Origin of the sequence: Microcoleus sp. F4-D5, from assembly GCF_036704885.1 — a bacterium.
Classification (GTDB): Bacteria; Cyanobacteriota; Cyanobacteriia; order Cyanobacteriales; family Microcoleaceae; genus Microcoleus.
The window spans coordinates 101,315-118,546 of the sequence record NZ_JAUBSX010000013.1 but is presented as its reverse complement, the minus strand read 5'-3'; the positions used below and the strand labels follow the sequence as shown (position 1 = coordinate 118,546).

15 protein-coding genes are annotated in these 17,232 nt (G+C 46.3%); 6 read left to right on the top strand and 9 right to left on the bottom strand.

The features are described from left to right. The coding region (locus QUA80_RS09140; protein ID WP_333423423.1) for a phospholipid carrier-dependent glycosyltransferase at positions 1–2,181 on the top strand (2,181 nt) is incomplete at its 5' end. An 89-nt stretch (positions 2,182–2,270) separates the two neighbouring features. Next, positions 2,271–3,206, top strand: a complete 936-nt coding sequence (locus tag QUA80_RS09135; protein WP_333423421.1) for a cobalamin-binding protein — start codon at positions 2,271–2,273, stop codon at positions 3,204–3,206. A 240-nt stretch (positions 3,207–3,446) separates the two neighbouring features. On the opposite strand, the gene QUA80_RS09130 is transcribed toward QUA80_RS09135, so the two are convergent. The 9 genes from QUA80_RS09130 to thrS form a co-directional block, all read right to left on the bottom strand. Then, positions 3,447–4,055: a fasciclin domain-containing protein gene (locus QUA80_RS09130; RefSeq protein WP_333423419.1), complete on the bottom strand. Its 609-nt coding sequence runs from the start codon at positions 4,053–4,055 to the stop codon at positions 3,447–3,449. A 165-nt stretch (positions 4,056–4,220) separates the two neighbouring features. Continuing rightward, positions 4,221–5,003, bottom strand: a complete 783-nt coding sequence (locus tag QUA80_RS09125) for an MBL fold metallo-hydrolase (protein WP_333423417.1) — start codon at positions 5,001–5,003, stop codon at positions 4,221–4,223. Between the two features lie 265 nt (positions 5,004–5,268). After that, positions 5,269–5,856 (bottom strand): aminodeoxychorismate/anthranilate synthase component II, encoded by a 588-nt coding sequence (locus QUA80_RS09120; RefSeq protein ID WP_333423415.1) that lies wholly within the window; start codon positions 5,854–5,856, stop codon positions 5,269–5,271. 181 nt (positions 5,857–6,037) lie between these two features. Further along, positions 6,038–6,547, bottom strand: a complete 510-nt coding sequence (locus QUA80_RS09115; RefSeq protein WP_333423414.1) for a diacylglycerol kinase family protein — start codon at positions 6,545–6,547, stop codon at positions 6,038–6,040. Between the two features lie 161 nt (positions 6,548–6,708). Next, positions 6,709–7,248, bottom strand: coding sequence for an rRNA maturation RNase YbeY (ybeY, locus tag QUA80_RS09110; protein ID WP_333423412.1), 540 nt, complete (start codon positions 7,246–7,248; stop codon positions 6,709–6,711). A gap of 206 nt (positions 7,249–7,454) precedes the next feature. Beyond that, positions 7,455–7,676 carry a DUF3285 domain-containing protein gene (locus tag QUA80_RS09105; RefSeq protein ID WP_333423409.1) on the bottom strand — a complete coding sequence of 74 codons (222 nt, stop codon included), beginning with the start codon at positions 7,674–7,676 and terminating at the stop codon, positions 7,455–7,457. 89 nt (positions 7,677–7,765) lie between these two features. Further along, the gene (locus QUA80_RS09100; RefSeq protein WP_333423407.1) at positions 7,766–8,563 is read right to left on the bottom strand and encodes a DUF4058 family protein; all 798 of its coding nucleotides are present in this window, start codon (positions 8,561–8,563) and stop codon (positions 7,766–7,768) included. A gap of 152 nt (positions 8,564–8,715) precedes the next feature. Then, a complete protein-coding gene (locus QUA80_RS09095) occupies positions 8,716–9,501 on the bottom strand; it encodes a DUF4058 family protein (protein WP_333423406.1) in 786 nt (261 codons plus the stop codon). 117 nt (positions 9,502–9,618) lie between these two features. Continuing rightward, positions 9,619–11,448, bottom strand: a complete 1,830-nt coding sequence (gene thrS / locus QUA80_RS09090; protein WP_333423404.1) for a threonine--tRNA ligase — start codon at positions 11,446–11,448, stop codon at positions 9,619–9,621. Between the two features lie 481 nt (positions 11,449–11,929). On the opposite strand from thrS, the gene QUA80_RS09085 reads away from it, so the two are divergent. The 4 genes from QUA80_RS09085 (at position 11,930) to QUA80_RS09070 (ending at position 17,128) form a co-directional block, all read left to right on the top strand. Then, complete coding sequence (locus QUA80_RS09085; RefSeq protein WP_333423402.1) at positions 11,930–12,259, top strand: DUF2605 domain-containing protein; 330 nt, start codon at positions 11,930–11,932, stop codon at positions 12,257–12,259. A gap of 605 nt (positions 12,260–12,864) precedes the next feature. After that, positions 12,865–13,176: a DUF2973 domain-containing protein gene (locus QUA80_RS09080; protein ID WP_333423400.1), complete on the top strand. Its 312-nt coding sequence runs from the start codon at positions 12,865–12,867 to the stop codon at positions 13,174–13,176. A 699-nt stretch (positions 13,177–13,875) separates the two neighbouring features. After that, positions 13,876–15,864 carry a DICT sensory domain-containing protein gene (locus QUA80_RS09075; RefSeq protein WP_333423398.1) on the top strand — a complete coding sequence of 663 codons (1,989 nt, stop codon included), beginning with the start codon at positions 13,876–13,878 and terminating at the stop codon, positions 15,862–15,864. A 763-nt stretch (positions 15,865–16,627) separates the two neighbouring features. Continuing rightward, the gene (locus QUA80_RS09070; RefSeq protein ID WP_333423396.1) at positions 16,628–17,128 is read left to right on the top strand and encodes a peptidoglycan-binding protein; all 501 of its coding nucleotides are present in this window, start codon (positions 16,628–16,630) and stop codon (positions 17,126–17,128) included. Positions 17,129–17,232 lie beyond the last annotated feature (104 nt).

Sequence of the window (17,232 nt, the reverse complement as noted above, 5' to 3'; positions counted from 1 at the left end):
GGAAGAAGGAAGAAGGAAGAAGGAAGAAGGAAGAAGGAAGAAGGAAGAAGGAAGAAGGAAGAAGGAAGAAGGAAGAAGGAAGATTTTCCCCATTCTGCGGATCTCCCCCTCTCCCCCTCCCCCAATCTCCCTCTCTCCCCCTCCCACACTCCCCCACTCTCGCCGTCATCTTTCTTTTGGGCGATCGCCTTTGGAATTTCTCTCGGTTTATCAATATTAGTTAAACACACTACTGTATTATTTCTGTTTACCCCGATTGTGTGGTTAGCTGTTGGTGCTGTGCGGCAAAAAGCTTGGGGAAGATTAGCTCAATTAGCAGGTAGTTTGTTGCTGTCGGTGGCGGTGTTTGGGCCCTGGGCGAAAACCAATTGGCTGTTAATTTTGACCGGGGGAAAACGGGCAACGGTGGATTCTGCGATCGCCGAAGGAGATCCGGCCCTCAATACGATCGACGCTTGGATTTACTACGGTCAACACTTACCCGAACACATTTCTTGGCCTCTGTTACTTATTCCCTTAGTCGGATTGATACTTTATTGGCGTCGCCGGCAAAATAGTTCGTCAATCTTGCATCTCAACTCATGTCGCTGGCTGGCTGTTTTCTGGGGAGGAGCTTATTTAATTAATTCTCTAAATATCAACAAAGACGACCGATATGTGATACCTTATTTGCCAGTTTTATCTATTTTCTTAGCCTACTGTTTAACGCTGTGGCCTTCTCGGTGGGGACGACAAATTCGCTGGGGTACAATTGGCTTGGCAATTCTGGCGATGCTGTTCCATATGTGGCCCCTGGGAGGTGCTTTTGGACATAGCTTAGTTCAAATTATCAGTCCGGGCAATTCTAACTATCCTTACTTGGGCAAAGAGTGGCCGCACCGAGAGGTAATTGCCGAAATTATCGATCGGGAACCTTATTTGCAATCTACTTTAGGCGTGTTGCCTTCGACGCCGGAAATTAACCAGCATAATTTGAATTTTTACGGTGCTTTGGCGAATTTTCAGGTTTACGGGCGGCAGGTGGGAACGAATTTAAAAGAAGTGCCGCAAGATGTGCGATCGCTCTCTTGGTTCGTAACTAAAAGTGGCCCGCAAGGTTCGATTCGGGAACGGATTAAAAAAGCTCAAAATGCTGCGGTGGCTGCAATTGAAAAAGGGGATAAATTTGAGTTAGATAAAACTTGGATTTTGCCCGATTATACTAATTTAAATCTTTATCGCAAGCGAGTGCAGCCTGTAGAAATACAGCCGTTGAATGAAGCGCGATCGCAAGTACAATTAGAGCAAGTTACTGTCGGTGCAAAAGCAGTTCCCGGAGTCGCGCTGCCGGTTACTTATACTTGGTCTGGGCCTTGGCAGGAGTTGCAGTCTGGTTTAGTGTTGGTAACGTGGCAAAATCAGCAGTCTGGCGATATTCCACCGGGAAAGACTTTCAGGATTTTACACGATCGCGCGATCGCCCAGGCGACTTTGCATCCGGGGATGCTGGAAGCGGATAAATTTGCTGTGGGGTTTCGAGTTGTCGATCGCACGTCGATGCTTCCTCCTGCTAATATTGCACCGGGAACTTACAATCTGCAAGCTACTTATCTAAATCGGAAAACCGGCGAAACTTATCCGATTAATGTGCCGGCAGTGAGTGTTAAGATCGAGACAGAGCCTAGAAACGAGAATAAAGCACCTGATAACGAGGATAAGCCGGAGTTAGATTTGGTGACTCAATTGCGGGCGATGGCGGTTAATTTACCCAAAGGATTGCCCGGTTTAGAACCCGTGTTCGAGCAGATTGGGCGCATCAATCAGTACGATCCAATTCAAGATTATACCGTGCAAGCGGAACAAGCGTTAGAATATCGGTTGAAACAGGAACCAAATAATCTAGAATTGGCTTATGCTTTGGCATTTTCTCGGGTATTGCAGCAGAATGTCGAAAGTGCGATCGCAGCCTTAGAAAAAGTCACTCAACTCGACTCAAAAAACCCTTACGCTTACGCCTATCTCGCTTTCGTACACCTGTACGGCTGGCATCCCAAAGCTGCTCAAACAGCCTTAAAACCTGCTCTCGCTCTCAACTCCAACCTACCGGAAATTAGAGTTTTAAACGGTGTAGCGGCTCTGATGCAAGGTAATCTCATTCAAGCATGGCAAGATTTGCAATACTTAAAAAAACTAAAAATTTAACAATCCCTTTTATTGTGGCACGGGCGTCCCGCCTGTGCTTCTAAATCTGTAACGCCTGTGCTTCCGAATCGGTAAAAAACAGACAAACAATGAATCAACCAAGAATAATCTCTCTAATTCCCAGTGCCACCGAAATTGTAGCACTTTTAGGACTAACCGATGCAATTGTGGGCCGTTCCCACGAATGCGATTACCCCCCAAAAGTCCAAAATTTACCTGTTTGCACTCAGCCTAAATTCAATCCCGAAGGAACTAGCAGCGAAATTCACAACCGCGTGACAGAATTGTTGCAAAATGCGCTGAGTGTGTATAAAGTAGAAATAGATACGTTGGAAAAATTGCAGCCGACTCACATTATTACTCAAGCTCAATGTGAAGTCTGCGCTTGTTCTCTAACAGAGGTTAAACAAGCAGTAAGCACCCTGGTAAATAGCAAGCCGGAAATTATTTCTTTGCAGCCTAATTTGCTAGCAGAAATTTGGACGGATATTCAGCGAGTGGCTGATGCTTTGGGCGTAAATGGCAAAAGTGCGATCGACCTTTTGCAATCCCGCATCGATGCTATTACCTCGAAAATACAAGCATCATCTATTCTTACCACAAAACAGAGACTTCCCAAAGTAGCCTGCATCGAATGGATTGAACCTTTGATGGCTGCGGGTAACTGGATTCCCGAATTAGTGGCAATGGCGGGAGGCAATTCGCTGTTTGGAATTGTCGGGGAACATTCCCCTTGGTTAAAATGGGAATCGCTAGTAGAAGCTAATCCCGATGTAATTATTTTCATGCCTTGCGGCTTTGATTTGAACCGCACTCGCAGCGAAGCAATGCAAATAACTAAATACGCAGAATGGTCTAATTTGCAAGCAGTAAAAACAGGAAAGGTTTACATAACTGACGGAAATTCTTACTTTAATCGGCCGGGGCCGAGATTGGTTGATTCGTTAGAAATTTTAGCAGAAATTCTCCATCCCGAAATTTTCGATTTTGGCTACCGGGGTAAGGGTTGGCAGCCCTTTTTGTAAGTACCCGCAGCTAGCTAAAGCTTTACCTATAGCAATCCTCGCATCATTTGTGAATTTCTTACTCCCTCCCCAAGGCATCGGGGAGGGCTGGGGTGGGGTAAAAAATTTACGATTAATTTAGGATTACTATATATTAATTCTGAACTGCCTGCCATACAAATAAGGACACAACAATGTTATGTCCTTACTTCGCGTTTATTTAACCGAATCTGAAATCAATTGATGCAAAAACCGCTAGTCCTACTTGGCATCAGGGGGCATCAAAACCTTGTCAATTACGTGAATCACGCCGTTGGTAGCTTTGATATCAGCTTTCACAACATTAGCGCCGCTGACAGTAACTTTGCCTGCGTTAACTGCCACCTTTAGCGAACTGCCTTCGACACTTTTAACATCGCCGGATTTCAGGCTAGTAGATACAACCGAACCAGGAACAACGTGGTAAGTTAAAATCTTAGTAAGTTGGGCTTTGTTTTCCGGTTTGAGCAAATCATCCAAAGTTCCTTTTGGCAAAGCAGCAAATGCCGCGTCTGTCGGTGCAAAAACAGTGAAAGGGCCTTTTCCTTGTAAAGTTGTCACCAAACCGGCTGCTCCCAAAGCCTTCGTCAGCGTCTTGAATTGAGCGTCGCCAGATGCAATAGCGACAATATCCTTCGCCTGAGCCATTGGTGCCGGTGAAGCAGCGGTTTTCACCTTTCCAGGAACTTGTTGAGTTTGATTTGTATTAGCAACATTGGTGTTGGAGGTGATGTGAGCCCAAGCCGGGAAACCGATTAGCGCGCTAGCGCCGATTATTCCTGCGAAACCTGTCAGTTGTTTCATCCAGCTAGGTAAATTTTGATTTTTCATGGCGCTTGCATTTCCTTATGAGATAAAACAGTGAACATGAATTGTTATGTTAGCCACATCTCGACAAAAGGCAAGGTTGCTAGAGGCTAAGATAGAGAGAAATTTCTCTGGCATCCCCGATCGACCAAAACTTCCTTACTATAACGCAAGCTGAGAAATCCGGCATCAACCGCTAAATCTATAACTCAAAACCTCAATCACCGAACCAGTTTGGGGTAAGTCAGCAGATTTGATCGAAATCGTGTCATTATTCAATCGGCGCACCGGCGTACCATCCATCAGCGCCAAGAATTCATCCAGCGGCACCAAATCGCACGCAGCAGCATCGGCGGCTTGGGTTTTGAAATGTGTCGGAATCACCATCTTCGGTTTGAGAAGTTGCAAAGTTTGCTTCGCTTCCGCCGGAGTGTAAGCTTTCGGCCCGCCGCCCACGGGAATCAGCACTACATCGGGCCGCCCGATCAAGATTTGTTCTTCAATGCCGATCGGGCCAGCAACTCCGCCCAAGTGTAAAATCTTAACGCCCGCTTGCTGCCACAGCCAAGCCACATTCACCCCAAATCGCCGTCCTCCCTCACGGTCTTTTTGCGTCCGAATCCCTTGAATCCGCAGCCCGTTAGACCTGTAAGACCCCGGTTCGTACAAAAGGCCGGGATTGCCCGCAAATCCGTCGATCGCCCCTTCATCGAGCAACCGGCTGCTAATCAGAATCAAATCTGTTGGCACTTTAGGAGAACGATAGCCTGCCGTACAGCCCAGGGGGCGAAAAGGATTCACCAGCACCCTCGCACCGCCTCCGGCGAACAAGAAGCAAGTGTGCCCCAACCACTGAATAGACAAAGAATCAGCAGTTTGAGCTTGATAGCTTTCCCATCCAGATGGTAAACCAGTGAAGAAAGCTGCTAGCAAACCCGTCTGTGCGTAACGTATTAATTGTCGCCGTTTCATCTTGTGGTTGGGGTTGTCGGGTGTTGGTCGTTTGTTGTTATACCACAAAACACCGTCAGTCGATTTTAGATTTTAGATTTTAGATTTTAGATTTACTTGCAGCATTGAATCTGGAATCTCGAACAGGAGTCTAAAATTTGGGGTTCACCACGACAGGAGTGGGGGGCTTGTATCCTTTTTGAGGCGGTTCAAGTGCGAAAATGTGTACCCTACTCTCACCGTAAGATGCTATGAGAGCGAACCCTACAAATTCATAGAAATTCAACTAAAGTCTTGCCAAGAAATTTCGCAATAATTGCTTTCCCGCCGTCGTCAAAATACTTTCCGGGTGAAACTGTACACCTTCAATGTGGGGATATTCCCGGTGCCGCACGCCCATAATAGTTCCGTCTTCAACCCAAGCCGTAATTTCCAAAACTTCTGGACAACTCTGCTTTTCAATTACCAAACTGTGATAGCGAGTTGCAATCATCGGCGATTCCACGCCCTGAAAAACTCCGACTCCTGCGTGTTCTACCTGAGAAGTTTTGCCGTGCATCAACACGGGTGCAGAAACAATTTTGCCGCCGAATACTTGACCGATACTTTGATGTCCGAGGCACACGCCTAAAATTGGTAGAGTCGGCCCCAATTCTTTGATTAATTCCAGAGAAATTCCCGCATCTTCCGGCCGCCCGGGGCCTGGAGAAATCACCACTGCTGCTGGCTGCAATCGGCGAATTTCTGCTAAGGAGATTTGGTCGTTGCGGTAGACTTGCACTTCGCTTGCTACGGGCAACTCAGCACCTAATTCTCCTAGATACTGTACCAAATTGTATGTAAAACTGTCGTAGTTATCGATGACTATAATCACGGGTTAAGTTAGATTTTAGGTTTTAGATTTTAGATTTTAGGTTAACTCGCTCCCTGAAAGCAAGGGTTTCAAGATTTTAGATAGATGCCGAAGATAAAAATAGCTGCAATATAGACGAATAAAACTAAAAATCTCAAATTGGTCATCTAAAACCTAAAATTTGCGATCGCCCAGTAAGTTACTAACGGCCGATCGCCATTTGAACGACTGCCCACAAAGGAGGAAGCAGAAGTGCAGCACCGACGATGATCGCAGCCATTGCCGATACCAGAACTGCTCCGGCACCGCAGTCTTTGGCAATTTTGGCTAGTTCGTGGTAAGATTGCCCGACTGTCAAGTCTACCACCGATTCGATCGCCGTATTCAACAGTTCCATTGCTAAAACTATGCCAATGGTAACGCCGATTACAGATATTTCTACAGGTTGCAAGTGCAAAAATAGCCCGAGTCCGATCGCCAAAGTGCCAATAACAGTGTGAATCCGAAAATTTCGCTGAGTTTCAAAAGCATAAGTCAGACCCCCCCAAGCGTATCTAAAACTCGTAGCTAAGCTAGATGCGATTTTCCACGACAGCTCTCGGTTGTATTTCAAGGCTTTTTTAGACTCGTGGACTGTCGGGGTAGAAGAGTCTGGAGGCATGGGCAGAAACTGTGCGATTGGTGATGAAATTGACGGTCTCTCTAGTGTCATAAATAACCAACTTTAAGTTACAGAGATGAATGAAAGCTAGACTTTTTAAATTGACTCAATCAAGTCTAGGTAACTTTCCTAAGTTTTTACTAAAGTTTTGGTTTAATTTCAGAAAGTTATGTTGGGCTTGACATGATTTGTTAAGTAACCATCAACTTCAGTTATGCTGTTTGGATCGCAAGACCGATCGCGCGCAGCAATGTTTCTTGTCGATCGAGCATTTGAGCCAGACTTTCTTCATCGGGGTGATCCCAGCCCAAAAGATGCAGAAAACCGTGGGCTGCCAGCCAAGCTAGTTCGGTCTTCAGGGGATGTCCTTGCTGCTGGGCTTGTCGGTTAGCTGTATCGATCGAGATGACGATATCACCCAAGTATAAAGGTTCAGATGACTGCATTTCCTCTAGTTGAGGACAGTCTACCTCTAAAGCTGCGAAAGCTAGTACATCGGTCGGTCGATCGAGCTGGCGGTACTGCAGGTTGAGGGCTTGCATCTCCGTATCGGCGGTTAAACGCAGACTGACTTCGTAGCCCGGGGCAACTGGCACATCCGCCGCCTGGTTTTCCAGCCAAACGCTAAACCACTTTTCCCAGGTTTGGGCTGCTGAAATCTCCCCGCTGGCTGCAATCTCAGGGAGGCTGGAAGCGTCGGCCGACTGCTGGGCGAGCCCGTAACAGTCTTCGACGTTCACCTCTATTAACATTTTTTCGCTCTCCTGTCAAGGGATATATTCAATTTTTTTACAAATTCCAATTCCGCGATCGAGCGGCAGGGGATTTTGGTGTTGCTGGAAAGATACAGTAATCTGTTAGAGATTGCAACAGGGAGGCAGAACAATCAGCTTAAGTCCCGATTAAGAAAGATCGAAAACATCAGCAGAAACTAGAGGCTGATTGTTGGAATCCCCGATTAAGAATTGAAATAGCGATCGAGAAAAGCCAAACCGACGAGTACGCCTAAAAGTCCGATCGCTGTCAAGGCAAAATGAAACAAAGAAGTCGCCCGCTTGCGAACCATGTTCCGCATCGCCAGCTTGACATAACTCGGTGGAGGTGCATTGTTTGTCGGCGGTGTTGGAGTTTCGGCGGCGGACTCTTCCGAGGCGGGAATTGCTGAGGGAGGTTGACTCATAACGGTTAGTTTAGAAGGTTAACAGAGGCGCTGCTGAGGACAGGCTTGCCCCGATAGTAACAAATATGTAACGTTTTGTGTAGCTGTTTTTAGGTTTCAGATGACCGCAGGCTGGTTTCGCGCAGCAGAGAATCGGCCCAAACTGCATCGGGTTCGGACAGTGGCGGCACGGGTTCGGCGGTGTAATCGATGGTAAAATCATATCCGGCGCGATCGTACACTGTATTCAATAACCCCTGTAAATCGACCATTGGTTCAGCATCGCCTCCGCGCAAAGGCAAAGGAAAAGCAGGAATTGCATCCGGTAGATTAAACAAATACAAATCAGCCGTGGGGCGACAATCGGTCCGACTCACCAAAATCCGATAACTTCCGTCAATATCGTTACCCAAAACTGGCAGAGGTTCGTAAATTCGCAGCAAGTCAATTTCCACTAAGTGCGATCGACTTGCGAACACCTTATCCCGCTTTTCCTCATAAATTGTCCGCCCTTGTCCCGGACGTTTATTAGCAGGTGACAGCACCTCAATCACCGTCACAACTTCCTTACTTGCTATGTCTACAATCTCCAAATACCCTTCTCTAACCTCCTCAAACATAAGTAATCTCACTTTCAAAGGCGCGGTTGTTCGTGCGGCGACAGCCACATTAGATGTACTTGAATTTCTGGTAGTAGCATTTCCCTGGATAGAAACATCAGGAATTCCGACTAAAAGAGATTGTTCCCCCTTGATTTGATAAATTCGCTTTTCAATCGCAACTCGATATTTTGGCAGCAGTTGAGGCACCAAAGCATCTGCGATCGCCACTATCAAACGACTATGTACTTCTGGCCAAAAATCAGGACTTTCTAAATATGGATTCATCCCAGGAAATGGATTAGGCATTGATTTAACTCCTGTTGATCTAGCTACTTAGGACTTATGCACCGGTGGCTTGAAACCTGGTTTTTACTGAGAAGACGCGTTACAGCCCGCAAAAACCACAAACAACCCCGGTTGTGAAGATTTTCATGCGTCCTGGACTACTGCTTCTATTATCACCTTAACTCTCTTTCCCGCAACAAACTATCAGCCCGAGCAGCATCCGTTTCCGACAGCGCTGGAACGGGTGCGGCGGTGTAATCTATTCTAAAGTCATAGGCAGCGCGATCGTAAACCCCATTTAATAACGCTTGTAAATCTACAATTGGTTCCGCATCGCCCGCGCGCAAAGGCAATGGAAATGCAGGAATCATATTGGGTAAATTGAAAAGGTACAAATCTGCGATCGGGCGCTGATTTGCCCGACTCACCAAAATTCGATAACTTGCCTCAATATCGTTACCAAAAACTGGCAGAGGTTGGTAACTTCGCAGCAAATCAATCTCAACCATATGAGTGCGACTACCAAACACCTTTTCTCGCTTTTCTTCATACATTTCTCGCCCTTTACCAGGGCACTTATTGGCTGGTGACAGCAATTCAATCACTGTCACAACTTCCCTAGTTGCTGTATCTCGTACCTCTAAATATGCTTCCCTAAATTCCACAGGTACTGGCAGTCTTACTTTCAAAGCTGTCACAGGCGGTGCGGCAACTGCAACATTAGAAGAAGTAGGGTTGGTTGGACTGGGAGAACGCTGCACCGTGACATCAGGAATCCCCACTAATAGGAAATTGTCCCCGCTAAGCTCATAAACTCTTTTTTCAATATCGACGATATATTTTGGCAGCAACTGTGGCACTAATGATTCAAAAATGCTACTAATTAGCAGGTGATGTACTTGAGGCCACAATTCAGGACTTTCTAAATAAGGATTCATCCCCGGAAAAGGATTAGGCATTGATTTAACTCCTGTTAATTTACACGATTTTATTATTTTAGCCGTTCGATTAGAAAAACGCAGACAATATCAAAGTATCATCTGCGTTAATCCGCGTGCATTTGCGATTAAAAGCCCCTAAAAATTCCCGTAACTGCTAATCGCCCCCTGCAACCTCCCAATCACTTCATCAACCGAAATCGCCCCCAACTCCCCAGAAGCCCGAGTCCGAATATTCAAACTATTCGCCTCAACTTCCTTCGCACCCACAACACCCATCACTGGAATTTTATCCTTCTCAGCATTGCGAATTAACTTGCCCAAACGCTCGCTATTCTCATCAGCTTCAGCGCGCATTCCGAGCATTTTCATCTTCGCCGCCACTTCCTTCGCAAACGGCAAAAAGTCGGCGCTGACAGGCAACAACCGCACCTGAATCGGCGCCAACCACAGAGGAAAATCGCCCGCATACTGCTCGATCAAAATCCCGATCAAGCGTTCCAAAGAACCGAAAGGAGCACGGTGAATCATCACCGGGCGCTTGCGAGTGCCGTCTTCAGCGACGTATTCCAAATCAAAACGTTCTGGCAAGTTGTAATCTACCTGAACAGTTCCTAGTTGCCATTCTCTATCCAAGACATCTTGGAAAATGAAATCGAGTTTCGGCCCGTAAAAAGCCGCCTCCCCAATTCCTTCAAAATAATTCATGCCCAAAGTTTCCACCGCGCGGCGGATTGCACCTTGAGCTTTTTCCCAAGCTTCATCAGAACCGATGTATTTCTCTAAATTGTTCGGATCGCGGAAACTCAAACGCGCCTTAAAGTTTTTCAGTTGCAGACTCTTGAATACTGACAGAATCAAATCCACCACATTCAAGAATTCAGCATCCAACTGTTCCGGCGTGACAAATAAGTGGGAATCATCCACCGTAAAGCCGCGCACCCGCGTTAAACCGCCCAATTCTCCCGATTGTTCGTAGCGGTAAACTGTGCCGAATTCCGCTAAGCGCATCGGCAGTTCGCGATAGGAACGCAATTCGCTTTTGTAAATTTGAATGTGGAAAGGGCAATTCATGGGTTTCATCACAAAACCCTGTTCGTTTGCAGCAGCTTCCTCATCTTCTGCCATCAGCGGAAACATATCTTCTTTGTATTTCTGCCAGTGGCCGGAAATTTTGAACAAATCGACTCTGGCGATGTGGGGAGTCACTACTTGCAAATAGCCGCGCTTGATTTGTTCTTGTTTCAAGTAATCTTCTAAAATACTTCTCAAAACAGTGCCTTTCGGCGTCCACAAAGGCAAACCGGGACCCACCGGATCGGCAAAAATAAATAAGCCTAATTCTTTGCCTAATTTGCGGTGATCCCGCCTTAATGCTTCTTCTTTGCGGTGTTTGTATGCTGCTAGCTGTTCGGGAGTTTCCCAAGCAGTGCCGTAAATGCGCTGCAATTGAGCTTTGGTTTCGTCGCCGCGCCAGTAAGCCCCTGCTAGACTCTCTAGCTCGATCGCCTTTGGATTCAACTCACTGGTATTATCCAAGTGAGGCCCCGCGCACAAATCCCACCATTCCTCGCCCAAATGGTAAAGAGTAATCGGTTCGATCAAACCTTCTAAAATTTCTAATTTGTAAGGTTCATTAATCTCCTTAATTCTGCGTTCCGCTTCCTCGCGGCTGACTTCTTCCCGAATTACAGGCAATTTACGGTTGATGATTTTGATCATCTCTTTTTTAATGGCTTTTAAATCCTGTTCCGTAAAAGGTTCGGGAGTGTCAAAGTCATAATAAAAACCGTTTTCAATCCAAGGGCCGATGGTAACTTGCGCCTTGGGAAATAACTTCTGCACCGCCATCGCCATAACGTGGGAGGTGGTGTGGCGAATTTTTTTTAGTGCCTCCGACTCACTCGTGCGGGGCAACTCAATCTTAACGGACTCTTCTGGAGCGGACATGGATTCTGAGCTAGACATCGGCTGAATTAGCAATTAATTTAGTTGCAGTTGCTTCTATCTTACTCAGATTGGGACAGCAAGCGCCGACTTCCGGCTGGGGGACACTCCGGGAAATTACAGCAACGGTCTGTCAATCGATTTTAGATTTTAGATTTTAGATTTTAGATTTTAGATTGACCCCACGGATTAATCCGGGGGCTTGTATCCTGGATGCTTGATTGTCAGGGTTGCGACGTTTAGTGCGGGACGCACTCCGACTCTCAGAAACCGGGTTATTTAAAGTATTGCCTGAAAAAACCCGTTTTCTAACCACCCGTGAGCTCGCGAACTAATTTGGCAGAATTTGGGGATTTTGACTCAAAAATCGCTGCTGGCACAGTTAAATTTATTTACACTCACCTGCTAATTGTTATTAAATTATTGAATTTTTGTTAAAAAAATGTTACACTTTGTAAAGACCGTCTAAGACTATAATAGATAAATAACCCAATTTTAATCCATGCTTAATTCCAATTTGCCAGAGCCAGAATTGCTCAAAGCGTTACTGGAACCGCTGTTAGAGGATTTCAATTACTGGTTCGACCGATCGACCAACCTCTTAGAAACTGAGGAAATTCCCTTTCTCAGGGGCGAAGATCAATCTGACTTGCTGGCGCGAGTCAAACAGGCTCAGCAAGAAGTAGGCGCAGCTAAAGCTCTATTTCAAGCAACCGGAGGTCAAGTTGCAATTGAAACCGCAGCCCTGATGCCGTGGCACAAACTGCTCGCCGAATGCTGGCAAGTATCGGCGCGCTTTCGCTCATTGCAGTCCCCTCCCCCTGCAAAATAAGGAAGCGAGTTCAAGTTAAACTAGCAGTCAAATCCCAAACTTTTGGAAATGTGGCGGCCCACTTGACAACCTCAAACAGATTTCCAGTTAATAAGTTATCAGAAAATTGGGTTTAAAACCCCGTCCTTTTAGGAAGGCTTTCTTTCCAAAAAGTTCTAAAAGTTTCCCAAATAGTACCCTATACTACAAATAGATACAGGTAGAATAACCGCTAGCACAAATGGATAACCAACCCCAAAATGACTGGCTAGGAAACAATAATGTCTCGTGGGTGGCGAAAACCACAAAAACATAGCTAGGGTAGCCATCCCGCACTCATACCAGAAAACTCAAAATCTTAGTAGTTAGATGTACCGTAGGGCATACGGAAACAAAGGGAACGATCCCTTAACGCTTGGGGAGACAAGCCCTCTGGGACTATTCAAATTAGGCTCGAAGCTTCGTTCAATTGGACGGGTTTTTGGTTTAAATATTGCCGAAGGGATGAATAGTTTAAAGGTATGTCAGTGAACCAAGAATCCCCGCGTTTACGCCCGGGAGTGTCAATACTTGCTGAAACACATTTGTAAATTGCTGTGTGGCTGTTTAGCCCGGAGGAGAAAATAATGTTGCACCTGCTTTATATTTTAGCTTTTACCGTTCTTGCCTTTCTGGCAGTCGGTAACTTAATCCGCAGTCTAGTCACAGTTGGTATGGAATCCCAGCGCCCTCAACAATTAAGGGCAAATAATGGCTACCCATCCTATCCTCGCTCTCAAGCTGTACCCCATCCAGAACTTTTAGACGAATACGGAAACATTGTTAACGAGCCCCTGTTAGTGATGCGTTCGCTGACTGTCCAAGACGCCCGCGAACAATTAGATGCTCTCTACAAATCATCTCCGGGCGGCAGCGACGAAGGGGGGGAACTAGCCTGAGCGACCACAGCCACAGCATTTATACTCACGGGGGAACTGCTCAAAAAATATAGGACTTATACCCTCGGTGTCAGAAACCCGGTTTATTCATAGATTTTTGGTAAAAACCGGGTTTCTTGGGATAAGTCCTCAAAACAATTGGTCGTTAGTTTTTAACTAATGGCCAATTAATTGTGATTTTTTAAAGTTTAATTGCCGAGTATCGAGATCGATCGCCAAAACGCGATATTTATGGCACTGATATGAAATAGCTGAAGAATAGTATAATGCAAGAGATACGCTTGCGGTGCCTGACAAGTCTCAATGGTGGGAGCGCTAACGCCCGAACCCCGGTCTGAATAGATAAGTTAGCGTCAAAACCAAGACTTTAAAATAGGTGTTTATACAGCACTGTTCTGGTTGGTGAAGTACAAAGAAATCAGTTTGGAGTACGGGCGGTTGCTGTGAGTACCTGCCCTGCCAAAAGGGTTTAACACCTGTGTACTCTCCCTACCTAAAATCTGCTGTAAGTGACTTTGGATGATATCAAAGTCTTGGAGGAATACCTCCGCTTAGATTCGTCTAAGTGCTATTGGTAGCATAATATGACTTAAACAGTCGTGTTATGACGCATAAATGTATCAGATACTGAAAAGGGATCGATCTAAACCTCCTATCGATCCTGTTTTGTCATCGGCAAAAATGCACGTTTAAGGCTAGATGATCGTCCCTATTTCGCTACTGGCAGAACTTCTGCAAGCTTTGCCCCAACTGCGGGCACAAATTTATTTCAAATCTTCCATGACAGCCCTGTCTCACGCGATGGAAGACTTGGTTTTGGCGGGTTCCGACGAACCGCTAGTCATTGCCAGCTTTCAGCGAGAGCGCTTCTACCGCCAGGAAGCTCACCGCTACCGGCGAATTGCCTCACGCTCCTCTCAGGTATACGTGCTGGCAGCACCGGAAACAGACTTTAAAAATGCTTCGGAGTGTCACGAAACTGTGGCGTTTGCACCGGAGGACGGATTAAGTAAAGAGTGGCACTTAGTGGTGCTGGGGCAACACTACTCAACTTGCCTGATTTGTCAAGAAAAAATTGTGCCGGTCGAAAACCAAGACGAGCGCGGGCCGCTGTTGATGGATCAAGCTCGCAGATTTGAAGGAATATGGACGTTCGATCGCGAGGTAAGCTCCAAAGCGGCCGCATTGTTGCTCGATAGAATTGTCAGTTATCGCCCGGAATTGGCCGAAAAGATCGATCGCGCGCGAACTACTTACAAGCTAGTCAAAACACCTAAAAAAACGAGGAAATCCGCCACTTCCAAAGCCACCAAACCCGACATAAGTACGGGAAAAAACTCAAAAATTCCCAATCCCAAATTGAGCGATGCTTTTACAGAACGCTTAGTAACCTACTTGCAAGCAGGCCAGCACAAACTGCTCAAAGCATACAGCGCCATCGCCGCTCAGGAACGCAAAGAACGCCTCGTAAACTTAATTACCACGGCAATGCGGCAGTCTCTCAACCCGCAAGAAATCGTCGAAGTCGCAGTGCAAGAACTGGGAACTGCCCTGTCGGCAAGCCGCTGTTTGATTTATCGGTGCAAAGCCACAGATGTGGCGGTCAAAATCGATCGCGAGTTTTTGGGGCCGGGCGTTAGTTCCCTGCTGGATCAGACTTGGCTGTTGCAGGAAAATCAAATATGGGGCGACGCAGTGGCGCGGCAAGAGCGAGTTTACATCCAAGACACAGCACAACACCCGCTGATTCTCAATACAAAATCCCTGAGGGAAACTGTAAAAAATTGGAAAATAGTTTCTTGGTTAATGGTGCCAGTGCTTTATCAGGGGCGGGTTTTGGGCATGGTGGAAATGCACCAGTGCCGAGCGGCTTTGCCTTGGGAAAAAGACGAAATTTCTTTAGTAGAGGCGATCGCCACCCAACTCGGAGCAGCCTTAATTCAAGCCGAAACCTACGCTCATTTAGAAGAACTCAACCAACAATTAGAAGCATTAGACCGCACTCGCAGCAATCTAATTGCCATCACCGGACACGAACTCCGCACTCCACTTTCTACGATTCAAGTGTGTCTGGAAAGTTTGAGTGCCGAACCAGATATGCCCGCAGAATTGCGGCAAATCATGTTAGAAACGGCCCTCGGCGATGCCGACCGAATGCGGAAACTCGTGCAGGATTTCTTAACTCTTTCTCACTTAGAAAGCGGGCGAGTTCAATGGAATGTAGAATCGCTGACGCTGCAAGAATGCGTTGATTTGGCCCTCAGCAGCGTGCGATCGCGCGCGGTAGATCGACAGTTGCCGGAAATTATCGCCGAAGTGTCGGCAGAATTGCCTTTAGTGCAAGCTGACGGAGAGTGGTTGGTAGAAGTTCTCTCCAAACTGCTAGACAACGCTTGCAAATTTACGACACCCCAGGGAAGCGTGACTGTTAAAGCTCACTGTAACGGTTCTCGGATGGTGGAAGTGCTCGTAGCCGATACGGGGAGGGGAATAGAGGCGAACAGTTTAAAAGTAGTGTTCGATCGATTTTATCAAGAAGAAGGAGCTTTGCGGCGCAGTACCGGCGGTACGGGTTTAGGATTAGCAATTTGCAAGCAGATTGTTGCCGGCTGGGGCGGTAAAATTTGGGTAGATTCCGCAGGAAAAGACCGAGGAAGTGAATTTCACTTTACTATTCCCACTGTTTAGACTCAATTGATAAATGCTAATTAATGACTAATTATTGATAAGTGGTGACTGAAAACTACCCCTCGGTGTACCCTCAATTGGAATACCGATCGCCAATTATATTCCACCTTCTAACGATGGCCAATATCCCCAAATTACCCAAGGTTTTGTAGTTACTATCCGAACCCCAATCAACATTTTCAATCCCTTACCTTTGCCTGTTTTAGTTATAAAAAACTGAAAAAATCGGGTTTCCGATCGTCGGATCGCGCAAATCTCGATCGAGTTAATCGAGCGGACGATACACGATAGCACAGAAAAGTTTTTACGGCAGAACCCGCCTCCCCTGCCACACCCCGTCTCACCCTCAACCTTCACCCTTTGAGATAAGCCTTAAAGGTGATGTCGCTACGCGGTGTTCAGCTTTAGGATCGAAAGTATTGAAGCAGATTCAGGATGCGCTTGCCGTCTTAAACCCGGTTTGGCGACAGAATAGCTAGGGAGGCTGCCGAAAATTAATACAGTTTAAACAAAGAATCCAACTGTAGGTAAGCTGCAAACCCCGATAGCAATCAGTCATGCCGAATCTAAAATCTAAAATCTAAAATCTAAAATGGTATAAGTCTCCTGTACACAAGTCCTCAGATGGTGAAAGTCGATCGAATCTGTTGATGCACTGCCACGGCCAGTGTTGATTCGTGAAAAGTTTAGGATGCAAATGTTTCGCCCGGAAAAACTTTTTTCCAATAAGAATACTCAAACCAACAGGTTAGGAAAATCGATTATGTCACCTAAAAGCCAGATGAAATCTACCCAAGCTATCGCCAACAAGCCGCAACTGCAATTAGGTTCTCAAGGTAAAGCGGTATTGGAACTCGAACAACTGCTAACGAAGTTGCGCGTTTACCGACAGCCTGCTAAAGGAATTTTCAACAAAGGAGTTGAATTTTCTGTAAAACTGTTTCAGTTTCGGGTTTTCTTGTCGCCTGACGGCATTGTCGGACCGCTGACTTGGCAGGCGCTTTACAGTGAATCTCCAGTGAATATGCCGGTAGTTAGATTCGGCAGTTCTGGAAAAGCAGTCGCTACTGTTCAGGAAGTTCTCAAGATTTCCCAGCACTATAACGGTAAAGTTGATGGCGAGTTTTCTACTTTGACGGAGAAAGCTGTTCGCGCCTTTCAAAAAAGCTTTGGGATTGAGGCCGACGGGATTGTCGATCGAGAAACTTGGACTGCTTTGAGTCAAATTCCGCGCGGCTATGACCCTAATCGGTTCTTGACTTAAGGTTGACTCGGTAAATTGTTCGATCGCGTTTGGGGGGAATCGGGAAATTTGGGATGCTTCGGGTGCGTGACAAGCAGCCGAAGCCTTGCTGTTTTTTTTTCGCG

Excerpts from the sequence above, each read along its gene's own strand:
- QUA80_RS09115 (WP_333423414.1), bottom strand. The coding sequence starts at position 6,547 with ATGACACTAGAGAGACCGTCAATTTCATCACCAATCGCACAGTTTCTG.
- QUA80_RS09070 (WP_333423396.1), top strand. The coding sequence starts at position 16,628 with ATGTCACCTAAAAGCCAGATGAAATCTACCCAAGCTATCGCCAACAAG.
- QUA80_RS09075 (WP_333423398.1), top strand. The coding sequence starts at position 13,876 with ATGATCGTCCCTATTTCGCTACTGGCAGAACTTCTGCAAGCTTTGCCC.
- QUA80_RS09080 (WP_333423400.1), top strand. The coding sequence starts at position 12,865 with ATGTTGCACCTGCTTTATATTTTAGCTTTTACCGTTCTTGCCTTTCTG.
- QUA80_RS09135 (WP_333423421.1), top strand. The coding sequence starts at position 2,271 with ATGAATCAACCAAGAATAATCTCTCTAATTCCCAGTGCCACCGAAATT.
- QUA80_RS09100 (WP_333423407.1), bottom strand. The coding sequence starts at position 8,563 with ATGCCTAATCCATTTCCTGGGATGAATCCATATTTAGAAAGTCCTGAT.
- QUA80_RS09130 (WP_333423419.1), bottom strand. The coding sequence starts at position 4,055 with ATGAAAAATCAAAATTTACCTAGCTGGATGAAACAACTGACAGGTTTC.
- QUA80_RS09105 (WP_333423409.1), bottom strand. The coding sequence starts at position 7,676 with ATGAGTCAACCTCCCTCAGCAATTCCCGCCTCGGAAGAGTCCGCCGCC.
- QUA80_RS09085 (WP_333423402.1), top strand. The coding sequence starts at position 11,930 with ATGCTTAATTCCAATTTGCCAGAGCCAGAATTGCTCAAAGCGTTACTG.
- QUA80_RS09095 (WP_333423406.1), bottom strand. The coding sequence starts at position 9,501 with ATGCCTAATCCTTTTCCGGGGATGAATCCTTATTTAGAAAGTCCTGAA.
- ybeY (WP_333423412.1), bottom strand. The coding sequence starts at position 7,248 with ATGTTAATAGAGGTGAACGTCGAAGACTGTTACGGGCTCGCCCAGCAG.
- QUA80_RS09125 (WP_333423417.1), bottom strand. The coding sequence starts at position 5,003 with ATGAAACGGCGACAATTAATACGTTACGCACAGACGGGTTTGCTAGCA.
- thrS (WP_333423404.1), bottom strand. The coding sequence starts at position 11,448 with ATGTCTAGCTCAGAATCCATGTCCGCTCCAGAAGAGTCCGTTAAGATT.